Annotated in this window: 23 protein-coding genes; 7 read left to right on the forward strand and 16 right to left on the reverse strand. The window is 72.7% G+C overall.

Annotated features, from left to right (window positions below):
* Positions 1–44: 44 nt before the first annotated feature.
* Genes ACFWA7_RS31460 through ACFWA7_RS31470 form a run of 3 tightly spaced genes read right to left on the reverse strand, consistent with a single transcriptional unit; the run spans position 45 to position 1,928 of the window.
* Entirely contained in the window at positions 45–830 is a 786-nt protein-coding gene (locus tag ACFWA7_RS31460) for a DUF3710 domain-containing protein (protein WP_385545460.1), read from the reverse strand.
* 1 nt (position 831) lies between these two features.
* Positions 832–1,347 (reverse strand): dUTP diphosphatase, encoded by a 516-nt coding sequence (gene dut / locus ACFWA7_RS31465; protein ID WP_385545458.1) that lies wholly within the window; start codon positions 1,345–1,347, stop codon positions 832–834.
* Complete coding sequence (locus ACFWA7_RS31470) at positions 1,344–1,928, reverse strand: PaaI family thioesterase (protein ID WP_385545456.1); 585 nt, start codon at positions 1,926–1,928, stop codon at positions 1,344–1,346. The genes dut and ACFWA7_RS31470 overlap by 4 nt, the downstream gene beginning before the upstream one ends.
* A 58-nt stretch (positions 1,929–1,986) precedes the next feature.
* Between ACFWA7_RS31470 and ACFWA7_RS31475 the strand changes: the two genes are divergently transcribed.
* Positions 1,987–2,454: a DUF3093 domain-containing protein gene (locus tag ACFWA7_RS31475; RefSeq protein ID WP_385545453.1), complete on the forward strand. Its 468-nt coding sequence runs from the start codon at positions 1,987–1,989 to the stop codon at positions 2,452–2,454.
* Between the two features lie 69 nt (positions 2,455–2,523).
* On the opposite strand, the gene ACFWA7_RS31480 is transcribed toward ACFWA7_RS31475, so the two are convergent.
* The 4 genes from ACFWA7_RS31480 to ACFWA7_RS31495 form a co-directional block, all read right to left on the reverse strand.
* Positions 2,524–3,498 (reverse strand): hypothetical protein, encoded by a 975-nt coding sequence (locus ACFWA7_RS31480; RefSeq protein ID WP_385826510.1) that lies wholly within the window; start codon positions 3,496–3,498, stop codon positions 2,524–2,526.
* Positions 3,499–3,509: 11 nt separating this feature from the next.
* Positions 3,510–3,806, reverse strand: a complete 297-nt coding sequence (locus tag ACFWA7_RS31485) for a DUF4193 domain-containing protein (RefSeq protein WP_067165176.1) — start codon at positions 3,804–3,806, stop codon at positions 3,510–3,512.
* 393 nt (positions 3,807–4,199) lie between these two features.
* The gene (locus ACFWA7_RS31490; RefSeq protein ID WP_385545447.1) at positions 4,200–5,444 is read right to left on the reverse strand and encodes a sensor histidine kinase; all 1,245 of its coding nucleotides are present in this window, start codon (positions 5,442–5,444) and stop codon (positions 4,200–4,202) included.
* Positions 5,445–5,449: 5 nt separating this feature from the next.
* On the reverse strand, positions 5,450–6,103 hold the full coding sequence (locus tag ACFWA7_RS31495; protein ID WP_101390599.1) for a response regulator transcription factor: 654 nt from the start codon (positions 6,101–6,103) through the stop codon (positions 5,450–5,452).
* A gap of 392 nt (positions 6,104–6,495) precedes the next feature.
* Between ACFWA7_RS31495 and ACFWA7_RS31500 the strand changes: the two genes are divergently transcribed.
* Complete coding sequence (locus ACFWA7_RS31500; RefSeq protein WP_385545444.1) at positions 6,496–6,669, forward strand: hypothetical protein; 174 nt, start codon at positions 6,496–6,498, stop codon at positions 6,667–6,669.
* Positions 6,670–6,744: 75 nt separating this feature from the next.
* Here ACFWA7_RS31500 and ACFWA7_RS31505 read toward each other — a convergent pair whose 3' ends face one another.
* Complete coding sequence (locus ACFWA7_RS31505; RefSeq protein ID WP_385545441.1) at positions 6,745–7,575, reverse strand: inositol monophosphatase family protein; 831 nt, start codon at positions 7,573–7,575, stop codon at positions 6,745–6,747.
* Positions 7,576–7,584: 9 nt separating this feature from the next.
* A complete protein-coding gene (locus ACFWA7_RS31510; RefSeq protein ID WP_385826512.1) occupies positions 7,585–8,736 on the reverse strand; it encodes a ferrochelatase in 1,152 nt (383 codons plus the stop codon).
* A gap of 192 nt (positions 8,737–8,928) precedes the next feature.
* Between ACFWA7_RS31510 and ACFWA7_RS31515 the strand changes: the two genes are divergently transcribed.
* A complete protein-coding gene (locus ACFWA7_RS31515; protein WP_385826514.1) occupies positions 8,929–10,167 on the forward strand; it encodes an MFS transporter in 1,239 nt (412 codons plus the stop codon).
* A complete protein-coding gene (locus tag ACFWA7_RS31520; protein ID WP_385826516.1) occupies positions 10,136–11,446 on the forward strand; it encodes a D-arabinono-1,4-lactone oxidase in 1,311 nt (436 codons plus the stop codon). Before ACFWA7_RS31515 ends, ACFWA7_RS31520 begins: the two co-directional genes overlap by 32 nt.
* A gap of 4 nt (positions 11,447–11,450) precedes the next feature.
* On the opposite strand, the gene ACFWA7_RS31525 is transcribed toward ACFWA7_RS31520, so the two are convergent.
* Entirely contained in the window at positions 11,451–12,290 is an 840-nt protein-coding gene (locus ACFWA7_RS31525; RefSeq protein ID WP_385826518.1) for a hypothetical protein, read from the reverse strand.
* 499 nt (positions 12,291–12,789) lie between these two features.
* On the opposite strand from ACFWA7_RS31525, the gene sepH reads away from it, so the two are divergent.
* The gene (gene sepH / locus ACFWA7_RS31530) at positions 12,790–13,824 is read left to right on the forward strand and encodes a septation protein SepH (RefSeq protein WP_385826520.1); all 1,035 of its coding nucleotides are present in this window, start codon (positions 12,790–12,792) and stop codon (positions 13,822–13,824) included.
* Positions 13,825–13,920: 96 nt separating this feature from the next.
* Here the strand turns inward: sepH and ACFWA7_RS31535 are convergent, their stop codons facing one another.
* Positions 13,921–14,769: a sulfurtransferase gene (locus tag ACFWA7_RS31535; RefSeq protein ID WP_385826522.1), complete on the reverse strand. Its 849-nt coding sequence runs from the start codon at positions 14,767–14,769 to the stop codon at positions 13,921–13,923.
* Positions 14,770–14,993: 224 nt separating this feature from the next.
* Here ACFWA7_RS31535 and ACFWA7_RS31540 point away from each other — a divergent pair, with 224 nt between their 5' ends.
* Positions 14,994–15,767 carry a VOC family protein gene (locus ACFWA7_RS31540; protein ID WP_385545421.1) on the forward strand — a complete coding sequence of 258 codons (774 nt, stop codon included), beginning with the start codon at positions 14,994–14,996 and terminating at the stop codon, positions 15,765–15,767.
* 92 nt (positions 15,768–15,859) lie between these two features.
* On the opposite strand, the gene ACFWA7_RS31545 is transcribed toward ACFWA7_RS31540, so the two are convergent.
* From ACFWA7_RS31545 to ACFWA7_RS31560, 4 genes are all read right to left on the reverse strand, one after another.
* The gene (locus tag ACFWA7_RS31545) at positions 15,860–16,507 is read right to left on the reverse strand and encodes a thymidine kinase (RefSeq protein ID WP_385545419.1); all 648 of its coding nucleotides are present in this window, start codon (positions 16,505–16,507) and stop codon (positions 15,860–15,862) included.
* Positions 16,508–16,576: 69 nt separating this feature from the next.
* Positions 16,577–17,770 carry an alkaline phosphatase family protein gene (locus tag ACFWA7_RS31550; RefSeq protein ID WP_385545417.1) on the reverse strand — a complete coding sequence of 398 codons (1,194 nt, stop codon included), beginning with the start codon at positions 17,768–17,770 and terminating at the stop codon, positions 16,577–16,579.
* Entirely contained in the window at positions 17,770–18,357 is a 588-nt protein-coding gene (locus tag ACFWA7_RS31555) for a DUF5998 family protein (RefSeq protein WP_385545414.1), read from the reverse strand. Before ACFWA7_RS31555 ends, ACFWA7_RS31550 begins: the two co-directional genes overlap by 1 nt.
* Positions 18,358–18,393: 36 nt before the next feature.
* Positions 18,394–21,678 carry a GNAT family N-acetyltransferase gene (locus ACFWA7_RS31560; protein WP_385826524.1) on the reverse strand — a complete coding sequence of 1,095 codons (3,285 nt, stop codon included), beginning with the start codon at positions 21,676–21,678 and terminating at the stop codon, positions 18,394–18,396.
* Between the two features lie 174 nt (positions 21,679–21,852).
* Here ACFWA7_RS31560 and ACFWA7_RS31565 point away from each other — a divergent pair, with 174 nt between their 5' ends.
* Positions 21,853–22,134 carry an HPr family phosphocarrier protein gene (locus ACFWA7_RS31565; RefSeq protein ID WP_371655179.1) on the forward strand — a complete coding sequence of 94 codons (282 nt, stop codon included), beginning with the start codon at positions 21,853–21,855 and terminating at the stop codon, positions 22,132–22,134.
* Between the two features lie 216 nt (positions 22,135–22,350).
* Here the strand turns inward: ACFWA7_RS31565 and ACFWA7_RS31570 are convergent, their stop codons facing one another.
* On the reverse strand, positions 22,351–23,028 hold the full coding sequence (locus ACFWA7_RS31570) for a GntR family transcriptional regulator (protein ID WP_385545404.1): 678 nt from the start codon (positions 23,026–23,028) through the stop codon (positions 22,351–22,353).
* Between the last annotated feature and the right edge of the window lie 82 nt (positions 23,029–23,110).

Below are 23,110 nucleotides of genomic sequence, written 5' to 3' on the forward strand. Positions count from 1 at the left end.
GTACCCCGCGAAGGGGTACGGCCCGCCGGAAGAGGGGAAGCCGGTCAGCGCACCTCGGTGATCTCCGGGCCGCGCTGGAGCTGGCCCATGCCGCCGGAGAAGCGCGAGCCCTCCTGCTCCTCCTGCTGGACGCCGTCGGGCATCATCTGCGCGTCGTCCGGCAGCTTCAGGACGATCGGGTCGCGCGGGGCCATCGGGCCCTCGCCGCGCACCACGACCGCGTCCTGGAAGATCTGCTCAAGGAGCCCCGCGGCCTGCGGCTGCACCGCGCCCTGGCCGGAGATCACACCGCGCAGGAACCAGCGCGGCCCGTCCACGCCCACGAAGCGGACCAGCTGCACCCCGTTCGTACCGTCCGGGAGCTGGACCGGTACCTGGGCGCGCAGCTCCCAGCCGAGCGGGCCCTCGACCTCGTCGATGATGCCGCCCTGCTGGGTGATGCCGGAGGCGATCTCCTCGCGGACCTCGCCCCAGATGCCCTCGTTCTTGGGGGCCGCGAAGGCCTGCAGCTGTACGGCGCTGTCGCGCAGCACGACGGTCGCCGCGACGATGGCGTCGCCCGCGACCTCGACCCGCAGCTCCATGCCCTCGACTCCGGGGACGAACAGTCCGCCCAGGTCGACCCGGCCCTCTCCGGCCTCGGTGACCTCGGAGATGTCCCACGGACCGTTCGGCCGGGGCGCCGGCGGCAGATTCATCCTGCGCGGCTCGTCCGCGTCGGCGGAGTCATCGGCGTAGTCGGCATCTTCACCGTCGATGCCGTCGACGACCTGCTCGGCCTCGCCCGCCGTGTCTTCGGCGGAGCCGCTCTTCTTGCGACGTCCGAACACGTCACTGTCCTTCCCGGTCGGATACGACCGAAGCGTATCGATTCCCACCCGTAGTGCCGTCCACAGCGGCATGACCGCCGGTGGAACCGAAGCCCCCCTCGGCCCTCGCCGAGCCGGGAAGCTCCGCCACCTCGTGGAAGCGCACCTTCTCGACCTGCTGGACGACAAGTTGGGCAATCCGGTCGAATCGCTCGAACCGCACAGTCTCGCGCGGGTCGAGATTGACCACGATCACCTTGATTTCCCCACGGTACCCGGCATCAACCGTCCCCGGGGCATTCACCAGGGCTACACCGCAGCGTGCGGCCAGGCCGGACCTCGGATGCACAAAGGCCGCGTACCCGTCGGGCAGGGCGATACTCACCCCGGTGGACAGGACGGCCCGCTCCCCGGGGGCGAGCTCGGCGGCCTCGGTGGTGACGAGGTCGGCCCCCGCGTCGCCGGGGTGCCCGTACGCCGGAATCGGCACCTGCGGGTCGACTCGGCGGATGAGGACGTCTACGGGGTTACGGGTCACGGGTTCACCTCGAAGGCGCGGGCGCGCCTGACCTGGTCGGGGTCGGACATGACGGCCTGGATCTCCTGCGGACGGCCGTTCTGGATGAAGTGGTCGACCTTCACCTCGATGAAGAGGGCGTCGGCCCGGACCGCCACCGGCCCGTCGGGGCCGCCTATCCGCCCGGTCGCCCTGGAGTAGATCTTCCGCCCGTCGACGGCGGTGACCTCGGCCTCCAGGAACAGCACGGTGTCCACCGGCACGGGCCGTACGAAGTCGGTCTCCAGGCGGCCGGTCACCGCGATCGTCTGCAGCAGCCAGTTCAGCGAGCCGAGCGTCTCGTCGAGCGCCGTGGCGAGCACCCCGCCGTGCGCGAGGCCGGGGGCGCCCTGGTGGGCGGGGCGCACGGTGAACTCGGCGGTGACGGTCACGCCCGCGCCGGCCCGCGCCTCCAGGTGCAGTCCGTGGGGCTGTCCGCCGCCGCAGCCGAAGCAGTGCTCGTAATGCGCGCCGAGCAGCTCGCCCGGGGCGGGCGCGTCGGGGTGCCGGACCGGCGGCTTCGCGTCGGCCGGGGGCGTCAAAGACGCAGATCTAGCAGTCACAGCCGCTGACCTTACCCGCGGTCCCGGGCGCCGGTCGCGCCGTGCCAAGCTTGCTGTCATGCAGCCGAACGCCCCTCAGTACACCGAACGCCTCACCGCCCCCCGCTCGTGGTGGCTGATCGCCGCCCTGGTCGGGGTGGCGTGCGCGCTGATGCTGCTGCCGCTGGGCGGCCTGCCGCTCCTGGCGGGCCTCATCGGCGGGACGGCCGCGGCCGCGGTGGTGGTGAGCTCGTACGGATCGGTACGCATCCGGGTCGTGGCGGGCACGCTGGTGGCGGGCGACGCCCGGATCCCGGTGACCGCGCTCGGCGAGCCCGAGGTGCTGGACGCGGAGGAGGCCCGGGCCTGGCGGCTGCACAAGGCCGACCCGCGCGCCTTCATGCTGCTGCGCAGCTACATCCCGACGGCGGTGCGGGTGGAGGTCACGGACCCGCGGGACCCGACTCCGTACGTGTATCTGTCGACGCGGGACCCGCGGAAGCTGAAGCAGGTGCTGGAGACCCTGCGGGCGTCCGACGCGCACTGAGTCCGGCGGGGAAGACAGCCCCTCCGGCGCCTGAGGAGCGGGGCGCGGGGCAGAACCCGTGCCGACGGCCTAGTGGCCCAGCTCCTTCGGGAGCTCCCCGGGCCTGAGCGGGTCGGCGGGCTGCTCCAGGGCCGGGAGCGCGGGCAGCGCGTCCCAGGGAACCGCGTGCTTGCGCAGATCGTCGCGGACATGCGCCGCGACCTTCTTCGTGTCGCGCCGGTTCATCACCGCGCCCACCGCCGCGCCGACCATGAACGGCGTCAGGTTGGGCAGATTGCGGACCAGGCGCTTGGTGATCTGCTGGCGCAGTTCGCGCTTCATCTGGCCGCCGAGGGCGGCATTGATGGTCGCCGGTCTGGTCACCTGGACGCCGCGCTCCTCGGTCCAGGACGTCAGATACGCCATGGAGCGCTCTTTCAGATTGCCGGGCGGGCGCAACCCGTAGACCTCGTGGAGCTCGGCGATGAGCTTGAGTTCGATGGCGGCGACGCCGGTGATCTCGGCGGCCAGCTCGGCCGGCATGGCCGGCGGGACGGGGAGCATCGCGGCGGCGCCGATGCCCGCGCCCACCGTCGACGTGGCGTTCGCGGCGCCCGCGATCAGTTTGTCCGCGATCTGCTCCGGGCCGAGACCCGGGAACTGCCCGCGCAGGGTCGCCAGGTCGCGGACGGGAATGCGTGGGGCGATCTCGATGACGCGATCGGCGAGGTGGCCGATTCCGGCCCTGGCGCCCGCGCCGCTCTTGCGGACCCCTTTCTTGAGGGCCGGGACGCCCTTGGTGGCGGCTGCTCTGCGCAGGGCGCCCAGGCGTCGGGCCCCGGCCGCGGGCCCCGCCTGGTCGTCCAGTACTGCTTCGAGCGAGGCCGGCCGGCCCCGCTCGTCCTCATGTGCACGGGCGGCAGAGCTCACCGCGGGGAGGGCGGAGGGCTCGGCGGGCGCCTGGACGCCCTCTGCCGGGCCTGTGCCGCCCTGTGACACCTCGGGCGTACCCGAGGCACCCTTTCGCCGGAACGGTCGCTTCCGGGGCGGTTCGGCGCCTGCCACGGCCTGCCCGATCAGTCGCAGTCGCGGCAGATCGGCTGGCCGTTCTTCTCCCTGGCCAGCTGGCTGCGGTGGTGCACGAGGAAACAGCTCATGCAGGTGAACTCGTCGGCCTGCTTGGGCAGGACCCGGACGGCGAGTTCCTCGTTGGAAAGGTCCGCGCCGGGCAGTTCCATGCCTTCCGCGGCCTCGAAATCGTCGACGTCGACGGCCGAGGCGGACTTGTCGTTCCGCCGGGCCTTCAGTTCTTCAAGACTGTCGGAATCGACGTCGTCATCGGTCTTGCGTGGGGTGTCGTAGTCCGTTGCCATGTCGCTCTCCCCCTCTGGGTGGTTGCGGTGTCTCCAGCGCACGTAACGCGTGAGAGGCCGGACTTGTGCCCGACCCGAGGCGGAGATTTTGCCTCACATCAAGGTCTGTTACTCAATCGACACCCAGCCGCACTCCTGAAGAGTGATCGTCTTGGGTGGCGATCGGGACCGTACACGGTCCGAATGTCGCACTTCACGGGCGCCACCCCGTGTACTTCCCGTGATCTCACCCCCCGGAAACCCGGACTTTTCCCGGTTTTTTGGGGGAATCCTTGATCACGGAGAGTAGATGGCCGGAATTTTGTCCCTGTGATTGATCACACACGAATATCTTCGGAACAGGTCCCGAAAATTCCGCTCAAAGCGAACTTCTCGATGGCATCGAAAAGCATCTCAGACGGGCAGGGTGACACGCATCACGAGGCCGCCTCCCTCACGGGGCTCCGCGATGATACGGCCTCCGTGAGCCCGCGCGACGGATCGGGCGATGGACAGGCCGAGGCCGACGCCCTTGTCGCTTCCGGTCCGCTCGGTCCGCAGCCGCCGGAACGGCTCGAAGAGGTTGTCGATCTCGTACGCGGGAACCACCGGCCCCGTGTTCGAGACCAGCAGGACCGCCTGGCCGTCCCTGAGCTCGGTGGTCACCGAGACCCAGCCGTCCTCCGGCACGTTGTAGCGTACGGCGTTCTGCACCAGGTTCAGGGCGATCCGCTCAAGGAGCACGCCGTTGCCCTGGACCACCGCGGGCGCCCGCTCACCGCGGATCTCCACGCCCTTGGCCTGGGCCTCACCGCGGGCCTGCTCGATGGCGCGGGAGGCGACCTCGGCCAGGTCGACCGGCTTGCGGTCGACGATCTCGTTCTCGCTCCGGGCCAGCAGCAGCAGGCCCTCGACCAGCTGCTCACTGCGCTCGTTGGTGGCGAGGAGCGTCTTGCCCAGCTGGTGGAGCTCCATGGGCGCCCCGGGATCGGAGAGGTGGACCTCCAGGAGCGTGCGGTTGATGGCCAGCGGGGTCCTCAGCTCGTGCGAGGCATTGGCGACGAACCGCTGCTGGGCCGTGAAGGCCCGCTCCAGGCGGTCCAGCATGTCGTCGAAGGTGTCCGCGAGCTCTTTGAGCTCGTCGTCCGGGCCGTCCAGCTCGATCCGTCGGCTCAGGTCGGTCCCGGCCACCCGGCGGGCGGTCCGGGTGATCCGGCCCAGCGGCGACAGGACGCGGCCCGCCATCGCGTATCCGAAGGCGAAGGCGATGACGCTGAGGCCGAGCAGCGCCATCAGCGAGCGGGTCAGCAGGTCGTCCAGCGCGTGCTGGCGCTGGTCGGCGACGCAGGCCTTCAGGGCGGCGTTGACCTGGTCGGCCGTGAGGCCGGACTGGAGCGTGTGGCAGGAGTTGCTGGTCAGCTGAATCTTGCTCTCGGGCAGCAGCTTGAACGGCAGCTCGTTCGCGGAGCGCAGCGCAGTCGCCGCCAGCAGATAGATGATCGAGAGCAGCAGAATGCCCGCGATCATGAACATTCCGCCGTAGAGCAGGGTCAGCCTTATGCGGATGGTCGGGCGCACCCACGGGAAGGGGGGCTCGGCTCCCCTGGGGTCCCAGGTCGGTTTCGGTGGCGCCGTGGGGGGCGCGGGCGTGGTGGCCATCGCGGTCAGATCCGGTATCCCGAGCCCGGCACGGTGACGATGACGGGCGGCTCACCGAGCTTGCGGCGCAGCGTCATCACCGTCACCCGCACCACGTTGGTGAACGGGTCCGTGTTCTCGTCCCAGGCCTTCTCCAGGAGCTGCTCGGCCGAGACGACCGCGCCCTCGCTGCGCATCAGCACCTCCAGGACCGCGAACTCCTTGGGGGCCAGCTGGATCTCCTTGCCGTCGCGGAAGATCTCGCGCCGGTTGGGGTCGAGCTTGATGCCCGCGCGCTCCAGGATGGGCGGCAGCGGCACCGTCGTACGCCGCCCCAGGGCCCTTACCCGGGCGGTCAGCTCGCTGAAGGCGAACGGCTTGGGCAGATAGTCGTCGGCGCCGATCTCCAGGCCCTCCACCCGGTCGCTGACGTCGCCGGAGGCGGTCAGCATCAGGACCCGGGTGGGCATTCCCAGCTCGACGATCTTGCGGCAGACGTCGTCGCCGTGCACCAGCGGGAGGTCCCGGTCGAGCACCACCACGTCGTAGTCATTGACCCCGATGCGCTCCAGGGCGGCGGCGCCGTCGTACACGACGTCGACGGCCATTGCCTCCCGGCGAAGTCCGGTGGCCACCGCATCGGCGAGCAGTTGCTCGTCCTCGACGACGAGTACGCGCACGGCGCTTTTCCTTCCTGTGAGCCCTCGCGGGCCGCTGATGCCCCGTGGGCGCCTGTGGGCCCGCTCGGGCGGTTCCTGAGCCCGTAGGGGCAGTTCTGTGGGCGCTGAAGCAGTGACTGTGTGCTTCCATCCTGCCCCTTACGGCCATAAACCGGCGGTAAGACGGTGCCGCCGCGCAGCCGCCGCCCGACCTGCGGCTTCCGGGGGCGCCCGGGAATTCCCGGGATTGCCGCGCGAGTTGAGGTTTCTCGTACTCCGGGCCGGGGGAGGACGACTGCACACCCGCGATCACGCCCTGTATGTGGCATGCCACTACCCGCTGCTCGTGATCGTGGACCCACCGTCGGCACACCCCCGTGCCACCCGCCACCGACCCACGACGAGGGGGCACCATGGACGCATTCACCGCAGGACTCCTGCAGCGCATCAGGGCCACGGAGACGGACCTCACGCAGGCTCGTGAGAGCGGCGACGACTTCCTCGCGGAGGTCGAGCAGGCCGAGCTCGACGATCTTCATCGCCTCGCCGCCGAACACGGCGTCGAGGTGGCGGTCGCGGCACACTGACGCGCCGGAGGAGACCCCCGGCACCGCGGGACGGTGCCGGGGGTCTCCGCTGTCCTGGGGCGGGCGCCGGGCGGCTCAGTCGTGCCAGGCGCCGTACTCCTCCAGGAGCGCCTGGAGCGGGCCGAAGAGCTCCGGGGTCGCCGCGATCGTCAGCTCCCGGGAGGCCGGGTCGCCCGCGCGCCCGCCGGTCAGGGCGCCCGCCTCGCGCGCGATGAGGTCGCCCGCCGCCAGGTCCCAGGGGTTGAGGCCGCGCTCGTAGTACGCGTCCAGTCGCCCGGCCGCCACGTCGCACAGGTCGATCGCCGCCGAGCCGCCGCGCCGGATGTCCCGGAACCGCGGGATCAGCCGCTCCACGACGGACGCCTGGTGGGCCCGGACCGACTGGACGTAGGCGAAGCCGGTGCCGAGCAGGGACTGTTCGAGCGGGGCGGCCGGGCGGCAGCGCAGCCGCCGCTCGCCGAGGAACGCGCCGCCGCCGAGCACCGCGTGGTACGTCTCCCCCCGCATCGGCGCTTCGACCACGCCCGCGACCCGCACGCCGTCGCGCTCCGCGGCGATGGAGACGGACCAAGTGGGCAGTCCGTACAGGTAGTTGACGGTGCCGTCCAGCGGGTCGATGACCCAGCGGATCCCGCTGGTGCCCTCGCTGGAGGCGCCCTCCTCGCCGAGGAAGCCGTCGTCGGGGCGGTGCTCGGAGAGGAAGCCGGTGATCAGTTTCTCGGCGGCGATGTCCATCTCGGTGACGACGTCGATGGAGCTCGTCTTGGTCGCGGCGACGCCCAGGTCCTCCGGACGCCCGTCCCGCAGCAGCGCCCCGGCCCGGCGGGCGGCCTCCAGGGCGAGAGCGAGCAGTTCTGCGTTCTCGGCGTGCTCGTCCTGCTGAGCAGCGGTGTGGTGCGCGGTCATCGTCGCTCCTTACACGTACGGGCTGTCGGCGCCGGCCGCGGCGGGCCGGGGGGCACGGGCCGGGCAGCAGCCGGCCGGGCAGAGGTCGTGCGAGGGGCCGAGCGCGCCGAGGGCGCAGCGCTCGACGCTCTGTCCGCGCTCGGCCGCCGCCCGCTCAAGGACGAGCTCGCGCACGGCGGCGGCGAACCGGGGGTCCGCGCCGACGGTGGCCGACCGCACGACCGGCAGACCGAGCTCGGCGGCCTTGGCGGTGGCCTCCGTGTCCAGGTCGTACAGGACCTCCATGTGGTCCGAGACGAAGCCGATGGGCACCATCACGACCGCGGGCACGCCCTTGCCGTGCAGCGCCTCCAGGTGGTCGCAGATGTCCGGCTCCAGCCAGGGGATGTGCGGGGCGCCGGAGCGGGACTGGTAGACGAGCTCCCAGGGCCGCTCGGCCCCGGTCTCCCCGGCCACGGCGTCGGCGATCAGCCGGGCCACGGCCAGGTGCTCGCGCACATAGGCGCCGCCCTCCCCGTGCTCATCGGCCGGGCCGGAGGTGTCGGCGGAGGCGTCCGGGATCGAGTGGGTGGTGAACGCGAGGTGGGCGCCGGCCCGGACCTCCTCGGGGAGCTGGGCCAGCGAGGCGAGGACGCCGTCGATCATCGGGCGCACGAAGCCGGGGTGGTTGAAGTAGTGCCGCAGCTTGTCCACGCGCGGCGGCTTGATGCCCTCCGCCTCCAGCGCGGCCAGCGCGTCCGCCAGGTTCTCGCGGTACTGGCGGCAGCCCGAGTACGACGCGTAGGCGCTGGTGGTGAGCACGGCGATACGGCGGTGGCCCGCCAGGGCCATCTCGCGCAGGGTGTCCGTCAGATACGGCGCCCAGTTCCGGTTGCCCCAGTGGACCGGGAGGTCCAGGCTGTTCCTCGCGAAGTCCTGGCGCAGGGCGTCCAGGAGGGCGCGGTTCTGCTCGTTGATGGGGCTGACCCCGCCGAACAGGAAGTAGTGCTGCCCCACCTCTTTGAGCCGCTCCTTGGGGATGCCCCGGCCGCGCGTCACGTTCTCCAGGAACGGGACCACGTCGTCGGGGCCCTCGGGGCCGCCGAAGGAGAGCAGCAGCAGGGCGTCGTACGGAGCCGCGTCGGCGGCCGCTCCGGGAGCTTGATCGCGCAGATCGGACATGGCATCGATCCTGCCATCCGCCACTGACAACCGCGGAACCGGCCGGGAACGGGCGAGGGGGAGGACGCGCACCGGGCGGGTCCGGAAAACCGCGTGCGCCGGTGGTACTCGGCACCGTAACTTCAACACCGTAAGCTTTAGATATTAATTGCACGCTTCAGCCACAGGGTTGAGCCGGCCGCCGGAGCCTCCATGCCCAGTCCGTACCGCGCGATCTTCGCCGCCCCCGGCACCAAGCGGTTCTCCGCGGCCGGGCTGCTCGGCCGGATGCCGCTGTCCATGATGGGCATCGGCATCGTCACGATGGTCTCCCAGCTCACCGGCCGCTACGGCCTGGCCGGGGCGCTCTCCGCGACCCTCGCGATGTCGGCCGCCGTGCTCGGCCCGTACATCTCACGCCTGGTCGACCGGCACGGGCAGCGCCGGGTGCTGCGCCCCGCGACCCTCGCCGCGGTGGCCGCCGTGGCCGGGCTGCTCGTCTGCGCCCAGCAGAGCGCGCCGGAGTGGTCGCTGTTCGTCTTCGCGGCGGCCGCGGGCTGCGTACCCAGCGTCGGCTCGATGGTCCGGGCCCGCTGGGCCGAGCTCTACCGGGGCGACGGGCAGAAACTGCACGCCGCGTACTCGTGGGAGTCGATCGTCGACGAGCTCTGCTTCATCGTCGGGCCGATCCTCTCCATCGGGCTCTCCACCGCCTGGTTCGCCGAGGCGGGGCCGCTGATCGCGGCCGGATTCCTGGTCGTCGGCGTCTTCTGGCTGACCGCCCAGCGCGCCACCGAGCCCGTGCCGCACCCGCGCGAGCACCACACCGGCGGCTCCGCGCTGCGCTCCCCGGGCCTCCAGGTCCTGGTCGCCACCTTCGTCGCCACCGGCGCGGTCTTCGGCGCGGTCGACGTGGTCACCGTGGCCTTCGCCGACGAGCGCGGCCACAAGGCGGCGGCCAGCCTGGTGCTCGCCGTGTACGCGCTGGGCTCGTGCCTCGCGGGAGCGGTGTTCGGGCTGCTGCGCCCCAAGGGCGCCGCTGCCACGAGGTGGCTGGTGGGAGTGTGTGCGATGGCGGTGAGTATGATCCCGCTCCAACTGGCCGGGAGCCTGCCGTTCCTGGCCGTGGCGCTCTTTGTCGCGGGCCTGTCCATCGCACCGACGATGGTGACCACCATGGCCCTCGTCGAGCAGCACGTACCGCGCAGCAAGCTCACCGAGGGCATGACCTGGACCAGTACCGGGCTGGCGGTCGGTGTGGCGCTCGGCTCGTCCGCCGCCGGCTGGGTGGTGGACGCGGCGGGCGCGCGCTCGGGGTATCTGGTGCCCGTCGTGGCGGGAGCGCTCGCGGCCGCGGTGGCGTTCCTGGGGTACCGCCGGCTGAGCAGGCCGGCGCCGCAACGGGAGGGGCTCGGAGCAGATGAGCGGAGCGAGCAGCAGCACGTGGCGTAACTGGGCGGGCAACGTCACGGCCCGGCCGGTGCGGGAGGTCTCCCCCGCCTCGGCGGCCGAACTGGCCGCCGCCGTGCGCCGGGCGGCCGAGGACGGCCTCAAGGTGAAGGCGGTCGGCACCGGCCACTCCTTCACCACGGCCGCCGCCACCGACGGCGTGCTCATACGTCCGGATCTGCTCACCGGCATCCGGGAGATCGACCGTACGGCCATGACGGTGACCGTCGAGGCGGGCACGCCCCTGAAGCGGCTGAACGCGGTCCTCGCGCGCGAGGGCCTCTCGCTCACCAACATGGGCGACATCATGGAGCAGACGGTGGCCGGGGCCACCTCCACCGGTACCCACGGCACCGGCCGCGACTCGGCCTCGATAGCCGCGCAGATCACGGGGCTTGAGCTGATCACGGCCGACGGCTCGCTCCTGAAGTGCTCGGCCGAGGAGAATGCGGATGTCTTCGCGGCGGCGCGGATCGGGCTCGGGGCGCTCGGGGTCGTCTCGGCGATCACCTTCGCCGTGGAGCCCGAGTTCCTGCTCACCGCACGCGAGGAGCCGATGACCTTCGACAAGGTCACCTCGGAGTTCGAGGCGCTGCACGCCGAGAACGAGCACTTCGAGTTCTACTGGTTCCCGCACACCGGCAACTGCAACACCAAGCGCAACAACCGCAGCGCCGGTCCCGCCGCCCCGCCCGGCAGGGTGAGCGGCTGGATCGAGGACGAGTTCATGTCCAACGGCCTCTTCCAGGTGGTCTGTTCACTGGGCCGGGCCGTCCCCGCGACGATCCCCGCGATCGCCAAGGTTTCCAGCCGCGCCCTTTCCGCCCGTACGTACACCGACATTCCGTACAAGGTCTTCACAAGTCCCCGCCGGGTGCGGTTCGTGGAGATGGAGTACGCGGTGCCGCGCGAGGCCGTCGTGGAGGCGCTGCGCGAAGTGCGGGCGCTGGTAGAGCGGTCGGGCCTGCGGGTGAGCTTCCCGGTCGAGGTGCGCACCGCCCCGGCCGACGACATCGCGCTCTCCACGGCGTCGGGCCGGGACACCGCGTACATCGCCGTCCACATGTACAAGGGCACGCCGTACCAGGCGTACTTCACCGCCGTGGAGCGGATCATGACCGCGCACGCGGGCCGTCCCCACTGGGGCAAGGTGCACAGCCGCGACGCCGAGTACTTCGCCGAGGCCTATCCGCGCTTCGGCGAGTTCACGGCCCTGCGCGACCGGCTCGACCCGGACCGGCTGTTCGCCAACGCGTATCTGCGCCGGGTGCTCGGGGACTGACGTCCTACGTGGCGGGCGGGGCCGCCGCCGACCCCGCTCCCGATCCGGTGTCCGGGGTGGCGGTGGAGGAGCCGGTGGAAGCCCCGCCCGTGGACGGCGGGGGCGTCGGCGGCGGACTCGGGGTGCCGCCCGAGGATCCCGAACCACCGGTGGAGGTGGAGGGGGTAGGAGTGGGTGACGGGGTGGTGCCTCCCGGGCCCGACATGTCTCCCGGGCCCGAAGTGCCGCCGGTGGTGGCCGTTCCGCCGGTCGCCTTCCCTGGGTCCGGCGAGGAGGAGGCGCCTCCGTCGGCGCCCGTGCCGGCCGTGTGCGGGGTGCGCCGCTCCGGTTCCGAGTCCTTCTCCGACGACTTGCCGCCACCCCCGCCGCCGTTCACGACCGAGCCGAAGGTGGTGCCGCCCTTGCCGCCGCCCAGCTCCCCGCCGGACGCCAGTTCGTACGTCGTGATGCCGCCCATCGCGAGCGCGAAGACGACGGCGGCGCCGAGCGCGGACCTCTTCCAGCCCCGGAGCCGGGTGCCGTGGACGGTGGCCGCGCCGAACTCGCCCTCGCGGGTGTCCTCGTACGCCGGAAAGCCCGGGTCGCGGCGCGGCTTGGGCAGCGATGGGACGGTGACGTCGCGCAGTTGTTCCCCGGTGCGGCGGAACAGGTGTTGGAACACGGTGCCGCCGCAGGTGGCGACGACGCTCACCACACCGGCGCCGAGGATCGTCCCGTAGACACCGAGTCTGGAGGCGAGCACGGCGGCCGCGATCGCCGCGAGCGCGCTGCCCGCGACCTGGGGCACGCTCAGGTCGAGTCGCTTCTCGTCCTGCTTCGTCCCGGAATCCGGCTTGTCACCCATCTACAGCCTCTGTTCGCCCTTCTCCGCCAGCTTGTACGTAGTGGGGACCTATGGGCGAAGCGAATAGTTCCGTTTCTGTCGATTCTGTGAAGCACGACACGTATGAAGTGCGCACCCGCACGGCGCACGGCCTCCAACTCCCGCCCCCAGGGAGAACTTCGGCGGCGCGGCGGTCCACCCAGGTGGCCCGAATGGAGTACTGTGGCGAGCCCTGGGCCTGGTCTCCCTCTCGGGTTTCCGGGCTCTGCGGGAGGGGGCCGAAAGCGGCACTCGAACCGGCGGCGCCGCGGCACCGCACGGGCGCCAGCTACCCAGGGCGACCACTTCGGTCACTCTGCGTTGCAAATAGGTAACCGTGCCATAACGGCGTTCCAGGGCCCATGCCCGACACGCCGGGCAACTCGGCAAGGTTGTGGCAGGCTGCACCCGGGCAGGCCACACTCGACTAGCGGAAGCAGCGACGCAGGTGACGTCGGCAGGCACCACCCGGGAGGTCCCCATGCCCGAACTGCGTGTCGTGGCCGTCTCCAACGACGGCACACGACTGGTGCTCAAGGCTGCGGACAGCACGGAGTACACGCTTCCGATCGATGAGCGGCTGCGCGCCGCCGTGCGCAACGACCGCGCCCGGCTCGGGCAGATCGAGATCGAGGTCGAAAGCCATCTCCGTCCTCGCGACATCCAGGCACGGATACGCGCGGGTGCCTCGGCCGAAGAGGTCGCCCAGCTCGCCGGGATCCCCGTCGACCGGGTCCGGCGCTTCGAGGGCCCGGTGCTCGCGGAGCGCGCCTTCATGGCCGAGCGGGCGCGCAAGACCCCCGTGCGGCGTCCCGGCGAAAACACCGGACCCCAGCTCGGCGAGGCCGTCCAGGAGCGGCTGCTGCTGCGCGGCGCCGACAAGGACAGCGTCCAGTGGGACTCCTGGCGGCGCGACGACGGCACCTGGGAAGTCCTGCTGGTCTACCGGGTGGCGACCGAGCCGCACGCGGCGAGCTGGACCTACGACCCGCCGCGACGGCTCGTCCAGGCCGTCGACGACGAGGCCCGCTCGCTGATCGGCGAGACCGACGACACCCCCGAGCCGAGCTTCCCGTTCGTGCCGAGGATCGCCAGACTGCCCCGGGACCGGCCACTGGACCGCGCCCTGGACCGGCAGTTGGAGCGCCCCACGGCGCCCGCGCCCGAACCCGCCGCGGACGAGAGCGACTCGCTCACCAGCCTCCTGGAGGCCGTACCGAGCTTCCGCGGCGACATGGTGGTGCCCGAGCGGCCCGCCGCGCCGCCGGAGCCCCCGGCGAGCGAGCCCGAGGCGGAGCCCGAGGTCGAGGAGCCGCCCGCACCGGCGGCGTCGGCGGGCGCCGGCGCGGCGTACGCGGACGTCCTGATGCCCCGTTCGGTGGCCGGTCACCGCGACCGCCTCACCGGCACCACGGACCGCCAGGCCGAGGCGGACGGCGTCCGGCCCGGGCGGCGGGCGGCCGTGCCCAGCTGGGACGAGATCGTCTTCGGCACCCGGCGCAAGAAGCAGGAGTAGGACACCTCGTACGTCGATGTCTCGTACGTCGACACGAGGTACGTCCATACGAGCCGAGGGGCCCGCGCCGAGCGCGGGCCCCTCGGTGTGCGCGCGCTACTGCGGGTCGGGGCCCGTCGCGACCGGGCGCGACTCGTCCGAGGACCACTGCGACCAGGACCCGGCGTAGAGCGCGGCGGGGATCCCCGCGACCGCCAGGGCCAGCACCTCGTGGGCGCCGGAGACCCCGGAGCCGCAGTAGACGCCGACCTCGGTGCCGGAGGCGCCCAGGGCCTTGAAGCGGTCGGCGAGGACCTCGGGAGCCAGGAAGCGCCCGTCGGGGCCCACGTTCTCGGTGGTGGGGGCGGAGACCGCGCCCGGGATGTGGCCGCCGACCCGGTCGATGGGCTCGACGTCGCCCCGGTACCGCTCGCCCGCCCGGGCGTCGAGCAGCAGTCCGGAGCGGGCGAGCGCGGCCGCCCCGTCCGCGTCGAGCAGGTCCACCGCGCCGGGCACGGGGGCGAAGTCGCCCTCGGCGGGCGCCGGGACGTCGGTGGACAGTGCGCCGGTCCAGGCGGCGAGCCCGCCGTCGAGGACGCGGACGTCCGGGTGACCCGTCCAGCGCAGCAGCCACCAGGCGCGCGCGGCCGCCCAACCCTGGCCGCCGTCGTAGACGACCACCGGTGTCCCGGCGGACACGCCGGCGCGGCGCATCACGGCGCCGAACGCGGCCACGTCGGGCAGCGGGTGGCGTCCGCCGGCGCCGGGCGGCCCCGCCAGCTCCGCGTCGAGGTCGACGAAGACCGCGCCGGGCAGATGCCCGGCCTCGTACTCGGCCCGGCCGTCGAAGACGGCGGCGCCGGCCGCCTTCGCCAGACTGAGCTGCCAGCGGATGTCCAGGAGGACCGGAGGGCGGGCCCCGGTCAGCTCGTTCGCCAGTTCGGGTGCGCTGATGATGGCGTTCATGGAGCCATCCTCGCGCAGCGCACCGCGCCACGAAACGGCCGCGAAACGGATGAGAAATGCCAAAGCGGGCATCCTCCTGCTGGAACGCGCCAAAAGCGGCGCGGCCGGGGCGCGCTTCGCCGTCGGTGGTGCAAGCATCTGCGAGGGGGTGGGCGCCGGCGCGGCCCGGCCGTCCGCCTCTTCAGGGCGCGTTCTCACAGCGATGGTCCGAGGAGAGAGTCACGATGTCCCAGGCAGAGACCCGGCGCACGCCCGGCACACCCTGCTGGGTGAGCCTCATGGTGCACGGCCTGGCTCCTACCCAGGAGTTCTACGCGGCGCTGTTCGGCTGGGAGTTCCGGCCGGGGCCCGCCTCGCTCGGCCCCTATGTGCGGGCCCTGCTCGACGGCGCAGAGGTCGCGGGCATCGGGCAGCTGCCGCCCGACCGCCATCTGCCGATCGCCTGGACCACGTATCTGGCCACCGACGACGCCGACGCGACGGCCGAGACGATCCGGCACTGCGGCGGCACGGTCGGGGTCGGTCCGCTGGACGCGGGCGACGCGGGACGCCTGGTGATCGCCTCGGACCCGGAGGGCGCGGTCTTCGGCGCCTGGCAGGCCGAGGCGCACGTCGGCACGATGGTGGCGGGCGCGCCGGGCACCCCGGTCTGGAACGAGCTGGTGACCCGCGAGACCGCCGCGGTCAGCAAGTTCTACGAGTCGGTGTTCGGCTACGAGAGAGAGGCGGTGGTCCCGGCCGACCTCGACCACGTGACGCTGCACATCGAGGGACGCCCGGTCTGCTCGCTGCACGGCGTGGGCCACGCCCTGCCGCGCGACAAGGGCGCGCACTGGATGACGTACTTCGAGGTCGCGGACACCGACGAGGCGGCCCAGCGGGTCACCGAGCTGGGCGGCCAGGTGCTCAGACCCCCGCACGAGGACCAGAGCGGCCGCACGGCGACGGTGACGGACCCGGAGGGGGCGGTGTTCGCGGTGGTCCGGTCACACGATTGATCCGGCCCGGCTGGGCCGGCCTTCAGGGGCACGGGGAACTGCACGCCCAGCCCCCACCGGCCCGCAGACACAATCCGGGCCCCCGCGGAGCGCTACGCGTCCACCGGCAGGACATCCGGCGACAGCGCCGCCGCGCGCGCCGCCGCGGCCGTCATGCGGCGGCGGTGGTGGCGCCGGCACAGCACCTCGTAACCGATCTCGTCCTCGGACCCGTTGACGTCCCCGACCACGACCTGGGCGCCCTCGACGACCATCTCGCCGCCCCGGGTGCGCGCGTTGTGCGTGGCCCGCGCCCCGCACCAGCAGAGCGCCTCGACCTGGAGGACCTCGACGCGGTCGGCCAGCTCGACCAGGCGCTGGGAGCCGGGGAAGAGCTTGGAGCGGAAGTCGGTGGTGATGCCGAAGGCGAAGACGTCCAGGTCGAGGTCGTCGACGACCCGGGCGAGCTGGTCGATCTGGCCCGGCGCGAGGAACTGCGCCTCGTCGGCGATCACGTAGTCGCAGCGGCCGCCCTTGGAGAGGTGGGCGACCAGATACGCGTAGAAGTCGAAGCCCTCGGCGGCCTCGACGGCGTCCGTCACCAGGCCGAGCCGGGAGGACAGCTTGCCCTCGCCCGCGCGGTCGTCCCGCGTGAAGATCATGCCCTGGAGGCCGCGCGCGGAGCGGTTGTGCTCGATCTGAAGAGCGAGGGTGCTCTTTCCGCAGTCCATCGTTCCGGAGAAGAACACCAGCTCGGGCATGGGAGGTTGACGGCCTTTCGGATCTGCGCACGCGTCCGCGTACAGGAGACAGGGGGAGGTGCGGAAGGGTTACGAGCGTACTTCGAGGAGCGGCACGAGCTGCTCGACGGGGGTCATCGAGCCGTGCATGCCGACCATCGCGGACTCGTGCGGCTCGTTCTGCGAGGCGGTGATCACCACATCGGCGTGGGCCGCCGCGACGACGTCGCCGATCCGCCCGTACACGCGCTCGTCGCACGCGCCCGGCTGCCCGAACCAGCCCGCCGCTATCGCCTCGTCGCGGCTCGCCACCCAGAACTGCTCGCCGAGCACCTCGCGCCAGACGGTGAGCACATCGGACTCGGCGCCCGGGACCGCGTACACATGGCGGGCCCGGCCCTCGCCGCCGAGCAGGGCCACTCCGGCACGGAGCTCCCAGTCCTCGTCGAAGTCGATGCGGGACTCTTCGTCGAAGGGGATGTCGATCATGCCGTGATCGGCGGTGACGTACAGCGCGGAGCGCGGCGGCAGCTGCTCGGCGAGGCGCTGGACCAGCCGGTCGACGTACATCAGCTGGCCGCGCCAGGCATCCGAGTCCACGCCGAAGCGGTGGCCCTTGCCGTCGACCTCGCTGTAGTACGTGTAGACCAGCGAGCGGTCCCCGGCGGCCAGTTGCCCGGCGGCCAGGTCCATGCGGTCCTCGCCGGTCAGCCGGCCGTGAAACGTTCCGCCACTGAGCGCGACCTTGGTGAGCGGGGTGTGCTGGAAGGTCGGCGAGGACACCTGGGCGGTGTGCACGCCGGCCGCGTCGGCCAGCTGGAAGACCGTGGGGTACGGCTGCCAGACGTGCGGGTCGGTCCACGGCTTCCAGCGGAGCTGGTTCATCAGCTCGCCGGTCTCCGGATTGCGCGCGGTGTAGCCGGGCAGGCCGTGCGCGGCGGGCGGCAGGCCGGTGCCGACGGAGGCGAGCGAGGTGGCGGTGGTGGCCGGGAACCCGGCGGTGATCGGCCGTCCGGTGCCGCCGCGCGAGGTGGCGAGCAGCCCGTGCAGATAGGGCGCCTCGTCGGGGTGGGCCTTGATCTGCTCCCAGCCGAGCCCGTCGATCAGGAACACGCAGTTCCGGTCGGCCGGGGCCAGCTCGGGGATGGTGGCGCTGACACCGGGCACGCCCATGCCGGCCGCGAGGGTGGGCAGCAGATCGGCGAGCGAGCCGCTGCCGTACTCGGGCACGGGGGCGGTGTCGAGGGCGAGGGGTTCCGGGTCCTGCCAGGCGGGCTGGGCCATCAGCGGGCGGTGGCCGCGGTGGCTTCGGAGAGGGCCTGGGCGAAGTCGAGGGTCTGGCGCACGGTGTCCGGCCCGTCCCCGGCCTCGCTGACGCGCAGGCTGAGGTCGTCGGCGGTGGAGTTGCCGGTGTAGCCGTGGTCGGCGTCGCAGTTGGGGTCGCCGCAGGCGGCGGGCTCCAGGTCGATACGGGAGACGGCGCCCCAGCCGATGGTCAGGACGACCTCGCGGGGCAGGGTGCCCGGGGTGTACGACTCGGGGTTGGCGACCACGCGGCTGACGACCACGGAGGAGATCCGGTTGAGCTTCACGGACTCGGTGGAGGTCGTGGCGTACGGCGTCGGGGAGCTGGTGTCGGCGTTCTGCTCGTCGGTGTGGCTGACGATGAAGCGGTTGCCCGTCAGAACCAGGACCGTCACGTGGCGGCGCACCTCGTTGGCGTCGAAGGTGGTCTCCTGATGGACCAGGTACGACGCGATGGGCTCACCACCGACGGCGGCCTCCACCGCCTCGGCCACAAGGGCCGGGTAGTAGCCGCTGCGCTCGATCGCCGCGCGCAGCCCCTGGGTCATCGTGCCGGTCTTCGCCATGAGCTCCATCCTACGGGGCCCCGGGGCCCGATCGTTTCAGTAGCTGGGCAGGCGCCTCGGTCCCAGGTCGGAGCGGGGCGGCGGTGGCGCGAGGCGGACGCTCGCGCCGAGTACGGAGAGGCCGTGCTGGGCGACGACGACCGGTTCCAGGGAGACGGCGACGACCTCCGGGTGGTCGTCGACCAGCCGGGAGACCCTCAGCAGCAGCTCTTCGAGGGCGGCCGTGTCCACCGGCGCGGAGCCGCGCCAGCCGAAGAGGAGGGGCGCGGTCCGGATCGACCGGACCAGCTCGGCGGCGTCCCGGTCGGTGGCGGGGACCAGACGGTGGCCGGTGTCGCCGAGCAGCTCGGAGGCGGCTCCGGCGAGGCCGAAGGAGAGCACGGCGCCGACGGCCGGGTCGATGGCGGCGCGTACGACGGTGTCCACCCCGCGCGGCGCCATCGCCTGGACGACCGGGAGCAGCTCCTCCGGCTTGCCGAGAACCTGGGTCAACTCGGCGTAGGCGCGCCGCAGTTGCTCCTCGTCGGCGAGGTCGAGGCGGACGCCGCCGAGGTCGGGGCGGTGGCGCAGGTGCCGGGCGGTGGTCTTGAGGGCCACGGGGTAGCCGAGGCGGGCGGCGGCCCAGACGGCGGCGTCCGGGTGGGGCGCGGGCAGGGCGGGGCGCACGGGGATCCCGTACCGGCCGAGCAGCGCCTCCGCCTCGGCGGCGGCGAGCGTCGCCCCCCTCGGGTCCGCCTCCCCGAGCAGCCGCTCGATGTCGGCGGCGGCCCCGGCCTCGTCGATGTCGTCGTACTCCGGCACCTTCCCCTGCTCGGCGGCCTGCCGCCGCCACTGCCCGTACCGGACGGCCTCGGCGAGGGCCCGTACGGCGCGTTCTGCGGCGGGGTAGGCGGGGATGCTGTGGGGTGTGGCGGGGGGTTCGGGCGCGGGTCCGGTGGGGGCGGGGCCGGCTTGTCCCCCACCCCGCCCCTTCCCGAGACCCTCCGGGGGTGGGGGTGGACCGATGCGGGAGGACACCCTCGGGGGCTCGGCCCCCGAACCCCCGGCGGGGCTGCGCCCCTGCGCCCCCTCGGGGCTCCGCCCCGGAACCCCGGCGGGGCCTGCGGCCCCTGCACCCTGCTCGGACTGTGCCCCGGGCAACGCCGTGGGCGGCGTCCCGGGCGTCGTCTCCGCAGGCTGTGCCCCGGGCGCCGTCCCCGGCGTCGTCCCGGGCGTCGTCCCGGGCGTCGTCCCGGGCGTCGTCCCGGGCGTCGTCCCGGGCGTCGTCCCGGGCGTCGTCACCGCAGGCTCCGCCCCGGGCACCGCCGTGGATACCGTCCCGGGCACCGTCACCGCAGGCTGCGCCCCGGGCACCGCCGTGAATACCGCCCCGGACACCGCCGCCGCGGCACTCGCCCCCGGCTCGCCGTCCGTCCCCGTCGGGGTGAGCGGGGCGTGGTGCGGGGGCGTGGTGCGGCGGGCCGTGCTCGCCGCGCTCGCCAGCGCTTCCGCCAGGCCTCCCAGTTCCACGTGCACCACGGCCACCGGCTTCGCCGGGGCCGTCGTCGTGGCCTGCTGGAGGGCCGTGGCCAGGGCTTCGTCGGGGTAGCCGGGCTCGCCCACCCAGGGAATCGCCGTGACCACCACCGCGTCGCAGAACTCGTCCGCCAGGGCCCGCGCCAGCGCGTCGCGGAAGTCCTCGGGGGTGGCCGCCGTCGTGAGGTCGACGGGCGGGTGGGGACGCAGGCCCTCGGTGAGGCAGGCGTCGTAGGTGAGCAGGCCCAGGGATTCCGAGTTGCCCAGGATGGCGACACGCGGGCCCGCCGGGAGCGGCTGGCCCGCCAGGAGGACGCCCGCGTCGACCAGCTCGGTCACCGTGTCCACCCGGATCACGCCCGCCTGGCGCAGCAGCGCCGACACCGCCGCGTCCGGAACCCGGGTCACCGGGACCGCGTGGCCGGGCGGGGTCGAGCCGCTGTGGCGGGCGCCCTTCACCGCGACCACCGGCTTCACCGCCGCCGTCCGGCGCGCGAGCCGGGTGAACTTCCGCGGGTTGCCGATGGATTCGAGGTACAGCAGGACCACGTCCGTGTCCGCGTCCTCGTACCAGTACTGGAGGATGTCGTTGCCCGAGACGTCCGCCCGGTTGCCGGACGAGATGAACGTCGACAGGCCCGCGCCCCGCCGGTGCAGGCCCGAGAGGAGCGCGATCCCGATCGCTCCCGACTGGGTGAACAGTCCGATCCGTCCCCGCTGCGGCGGATCGGGCGCCAGCGAGGCGTTCAGACGCGTCCCGGGCGCGGTGTTGATGACGCCGAACGCGTTCGGCCCGATCAGCCGCATCCCGTACGACCGCACCTGGCGCAGCAGTTCGCGCTGGCGTTCGCGTCCGGCCGCGCCGCTCTCGGCGTACCCGGCGGAGAGGACGACCAGCCCCTGCACCCCGTGCTCGCCGCACTCCGCGACCGCCTCCGGCACCCGTTCGGCCGGGACGGCGACGACCGCGAGGTCGACCTGCTCCGCGATCTCGCCGAGCGAGCGGACCGCCCGGACGCCGTCGACCTCCGAACCGCCCTCCGGGAAGGCCCGGTTGACCGCGTACACACGTCCGGTGAACCCCGCGCCCAGCAGGTTGCGCAGCACCGTGCGCCCCACGCCGCCGGGCGCGCGGCCGGTGCCGATCACGGCCACCGAGCCGGGGGCGAGCAGCCGCTGCACCGAGCGCGACTCCGCGCGCTGCTCTCGGGCGCGCTGCACGGCCAGCGACTCGGCGGTCGGCTCCAGATCGAGCGTGAGATGGACCGAGCCTTCCTCGAAGGAACGCTTCTGCTGGTAGCCCGCGTCCGTGAACACCTTGATCATCTTGTTGTTGGCGGGCAGCACCTCCGCCGCGAACCGCCGGATGCCCCGCTCGCGCGCGACCGCCGCGACGTGTTCGAGCAGTGCGGAGGCGACACCGCGCCCCTGGTGGGCGTCCTGGACCAGGAACGCCACCTCGGCCTCGTCGGCCGGCGCCGAGGCGGGCCTGCCCTGCGCGTTGATCCGGTCGTAGCGGACGGTCGCGATGAACTCGCCGCCCACCGTCGCCGCGAGCCCGACGCGGTCCACGTAGTCGTGATGGGTGAAGCGGTGCACGTCCTTCGCCGACAGCCGGGGGTAGGGCGCGAAGAAGCGGTAGTACTTGGACTCGTCCGACACCTGCTCGTAGAACGAGACGAGCCGCTCCGCGTCGTCGGTCGTGATGGGCCTGATCCGCGCGGTCCCCCCGTCGCGCAGCACGACGTCGGCCTCCCAGTGGGCCGGGTACGCGGGGTCCTGCGTCTTCTCCTGCGGAGCCTGCATACGGGCAGCCTACGGGTCGCGGGGCCGCTGCGGTCAGGTCAAGGTAGGGGGCAAGGTGGAGAGGGCGGCCAGGGCCGAAGGGCCGCCGGATCCGGGACCGACGTCGGCACGAGCACGGCGCAGGACATGAGAGACTGGTCTAGACAACCGTCAGAGATTTCGAAGGGCATCACCATGGCTGAGCGCCGCGTCAATGTCGGCTGGGCCGAGGGCCTGCACGCCCGCCCCGCTTCCATCTTCGTCCGCGCCGCCACGGCCTCCGGCGTCCCCGTCACGATCGCCAAGGCCGACGGCAACCCGGTCAACGCCGCCTCCATGCTCGCGGTGCTCGGCCTGGGTGCGCAGGGCGGCGAGGAGATCGTGCTGGCTTCCGAGGCGGAGGGCGCCGAGGCGGCCCTGGACCGTCTGGCGAAGCTGGTCGAGGCGGGCCTTGAGGAGCTCCCCGAGACCGTCTGACCGCACCCGGTCGGCCGAACCCCGGCCCGGCCGGCGCGTCACCGCACTTCGCGAAACGGAGCCGCGGATCCTGAATTCAGGGTCCGCGGCTCCTTTCCTTTTAAGCGGGTGGTGCGGGTTGCGCGAACCTCTTACCCGCGCCGCTGCTTTCCGGCGGCGATTTCGGGCAGCGCGAAAAAACCCCGCCGAATCACCCCTTTGTATACGGCGACCCCGTTAAGCGCGGGCGCTCGCGGTGTTTACGGCATGTTGCGAAGTCCTCACGTCCACCGGGCGCCGCAGGCGATAGGCGGAAAACGCGCGGTCGGCGTGGTGGGCGGCCAGCGATCTGGCCCGCTCGGCGTCACCGCGCGCCAGCGCGTCCACGATCGCCCCGTGCTCCGCCCAGCACTCGGCGGGCAGCGCGGGCTGCTCCACCACGTACATCCAGGCGATCTTGTGCCGTAGCTGGGTGAGCAGCGAGATGAGGCCGGGGCTGCCGGAGGCCTGGGCCAGCGTCTCGTGGAACCAGCCGCCCAGCGAGCGCAGATCCTCGCCCTGGGTCCGCCGGATGCGGTCCTGGCCCAGCCTGACCAGGCCGCGCAGCACCTTGAGATGGGCCTCGGTGCGCCGGGCGGCCGCCCGCGAGGCGGCCAGCGGCTCCAGCATCGCGCGCAGTTCGAGCAGGTCGGCGGCCTCCTGCTCGGTCGGCTCGGCGACACAGGCCCCGGCGTGCCGGCGCGTGGTGACGAACCCCTCGGACTCCAGCGTGCGCAGCGCCTCGCGAACCGGGACGCGCGAGACCCCGTACCGCCGGGCGAGCACTTCCTCGGTGAGCCGGCTGCCGCGCGCGAAGAGTCCCGCGACGATGTCGTCGCGGATTGCCGTGCATACCGATTGCGCTGGAATGCGCATGACAGAACCTCCGCCTTAATCCCCGCGAAACGCGGTCGATCGACGCCTGTTCGGTGACTCTATTCGAGCGGTTGTTAATTCC

The organism is Streptomyces sp. NPDC059994, assembly GCF_042737755.1.
GTDB lineage: Bacteria > Actinomycetota > Actinomycetes > Streptomycetales > Streptomycetaceae > Streptomyces.

What these genes read in the sequence shown, in the direction of transcription:
- ACFWA7_RS31475 (WP_385545453.1), top strand. Translation starts at nt 1,987, where the DNA reads ATGCAGCCGAACGCCCCTCAGTACACCGAACGCCTCACCGCCCCCCGC.
- ACFWA7_RS31485 (WP_067165176.1), bottom strand. Translation starts at nt 3,806, where the DNA reads ATGGCAACGGACTACGACACCCCACGCAAGACCGATGACGACGTCGAT.
- ACFWA7_RS31490 (WP_385545447.1), bottom strand. Translation starts at nt 5,444, where the DNA reads ATGGCCACCACGCCCGCGCCCCCCACGGCGCCACCGAAACCGACCTGG.
- ACFWA7_RS31500 (WP_385545444.1), top strand. Translation starts at nt 6,496, where the DNA reads ATGGACGCATTCACCGCAGGACTCCTGCAGCGCATCAGGGCCACGGAG.
- ACFWA7_RS31505 (WP_385545441.1), bottom strand. Translation starts at nt 7,575, where the DNA reads ATGACCGCGCACCACACCGCTGCTCAGCAGGACGAGCACGCCGAGAAC.
- ACFWA7_RS31510 (WP_385826512.1), bottom strand. Translation starts at nt 8,736, where the DNA reads ATGTCCGATCTGCGCGATCAAGCTCCCGGAGCGGCCGCCGACGCGGCT.
- ACFWA7_RS31515 (WP_385826514.1), top strand. Translation starts at nt 8,929, where the DNA reads ATGCCCAGTCCGTACCGCGCGATCTTCGCCGCCCCCGGCACCAAGCGG.
- ACFWA7_RS31520 (WP_385826516.1), top strand. Translation starts at nt 10,136, where the DNA reads ATGAGCGGAGCGAGCAGCAGCACGTGGCGTAACTGGGCGGGCAACGTC.
- ACFWA7_RS31525 (WP_385826518.1), bottom strand. Translation starts at nt 12,290, where the DNA reads ATGGGTGACAAGCCGGATTCCGGGACGAAGCAGGACGAGAAGCGACTC.
- sepH (WP_385826520.1), top strand. Translation starts at nt 12,790, where the DNA reads ATGCCCGAACTGCGTGTCGTGGCCGTCTCCAACGACGGCACACGACTG.
- ACFWA7_RS31535 (WP_385826522.1), bottom strand. Translation starts at nt 14,769, where the DNA reads ATGAACGCCATCATCAGCGCACCCGAACTGGCGAACGAGCTGACCGGG.
- ACFWA7_RS31540 (WP_385545421.1), top strand. Translation starts at nt 14,994, where the DNA reads ATGTCCCAGGCAGAGACCCGGCGCACGCCCGGCACACCCTGCTGGGTG.
- ACFWA7_RS31545 (WP_385545419.1), bottom strand. Translation starts at nt 16,507, where the DNA reads ATGCCCGAGCTGGTGTTCTTCTCCGGAACGATGGACTGCGGAAAGAGC.
- ACFWA7_RS31550 (WP_385545417.1), bottom strand. Translation starts at nt 17,770, where the DNA reads ATGGCCCAGCCCGCCTGGCAGGACCCGGAACCCCTCGCCCTCGACACC.
- ACFWA7_RS31555 (WP_385545414.1), bottom strand. Translation starts at nt 18,357, where the DNA reads ATGGCGAAGACCGGCACGATGACCCAGGGGCTGCGCGCGGCGATCGAG.
- ACFWA7_RS31560 (WP_385826524.1), bottom strand. Translation starts at nt 21,678, where the DNA reads ATGCAGGCTCCGCAGGAGAAGACGCAGGACCCCGCGTACCCGGCCCAC.
- ACFWA7_RS31565 (WP_371655179.1), top strand. Translation starts at nt 21,853, where the DNA reads ATGGCTGAGCGCCGCGTCAATGTCGGCTGGGCCGAGGGCCTGCACGCC.
- ACFWA7_RS31570 (WP_385545404.1), bottom strand. Translation starts at nt 23,028, where the DNA reads ATGCGCATTCCAGCGCAATCGGTATGCACGGCAATCCGCGACGACATC.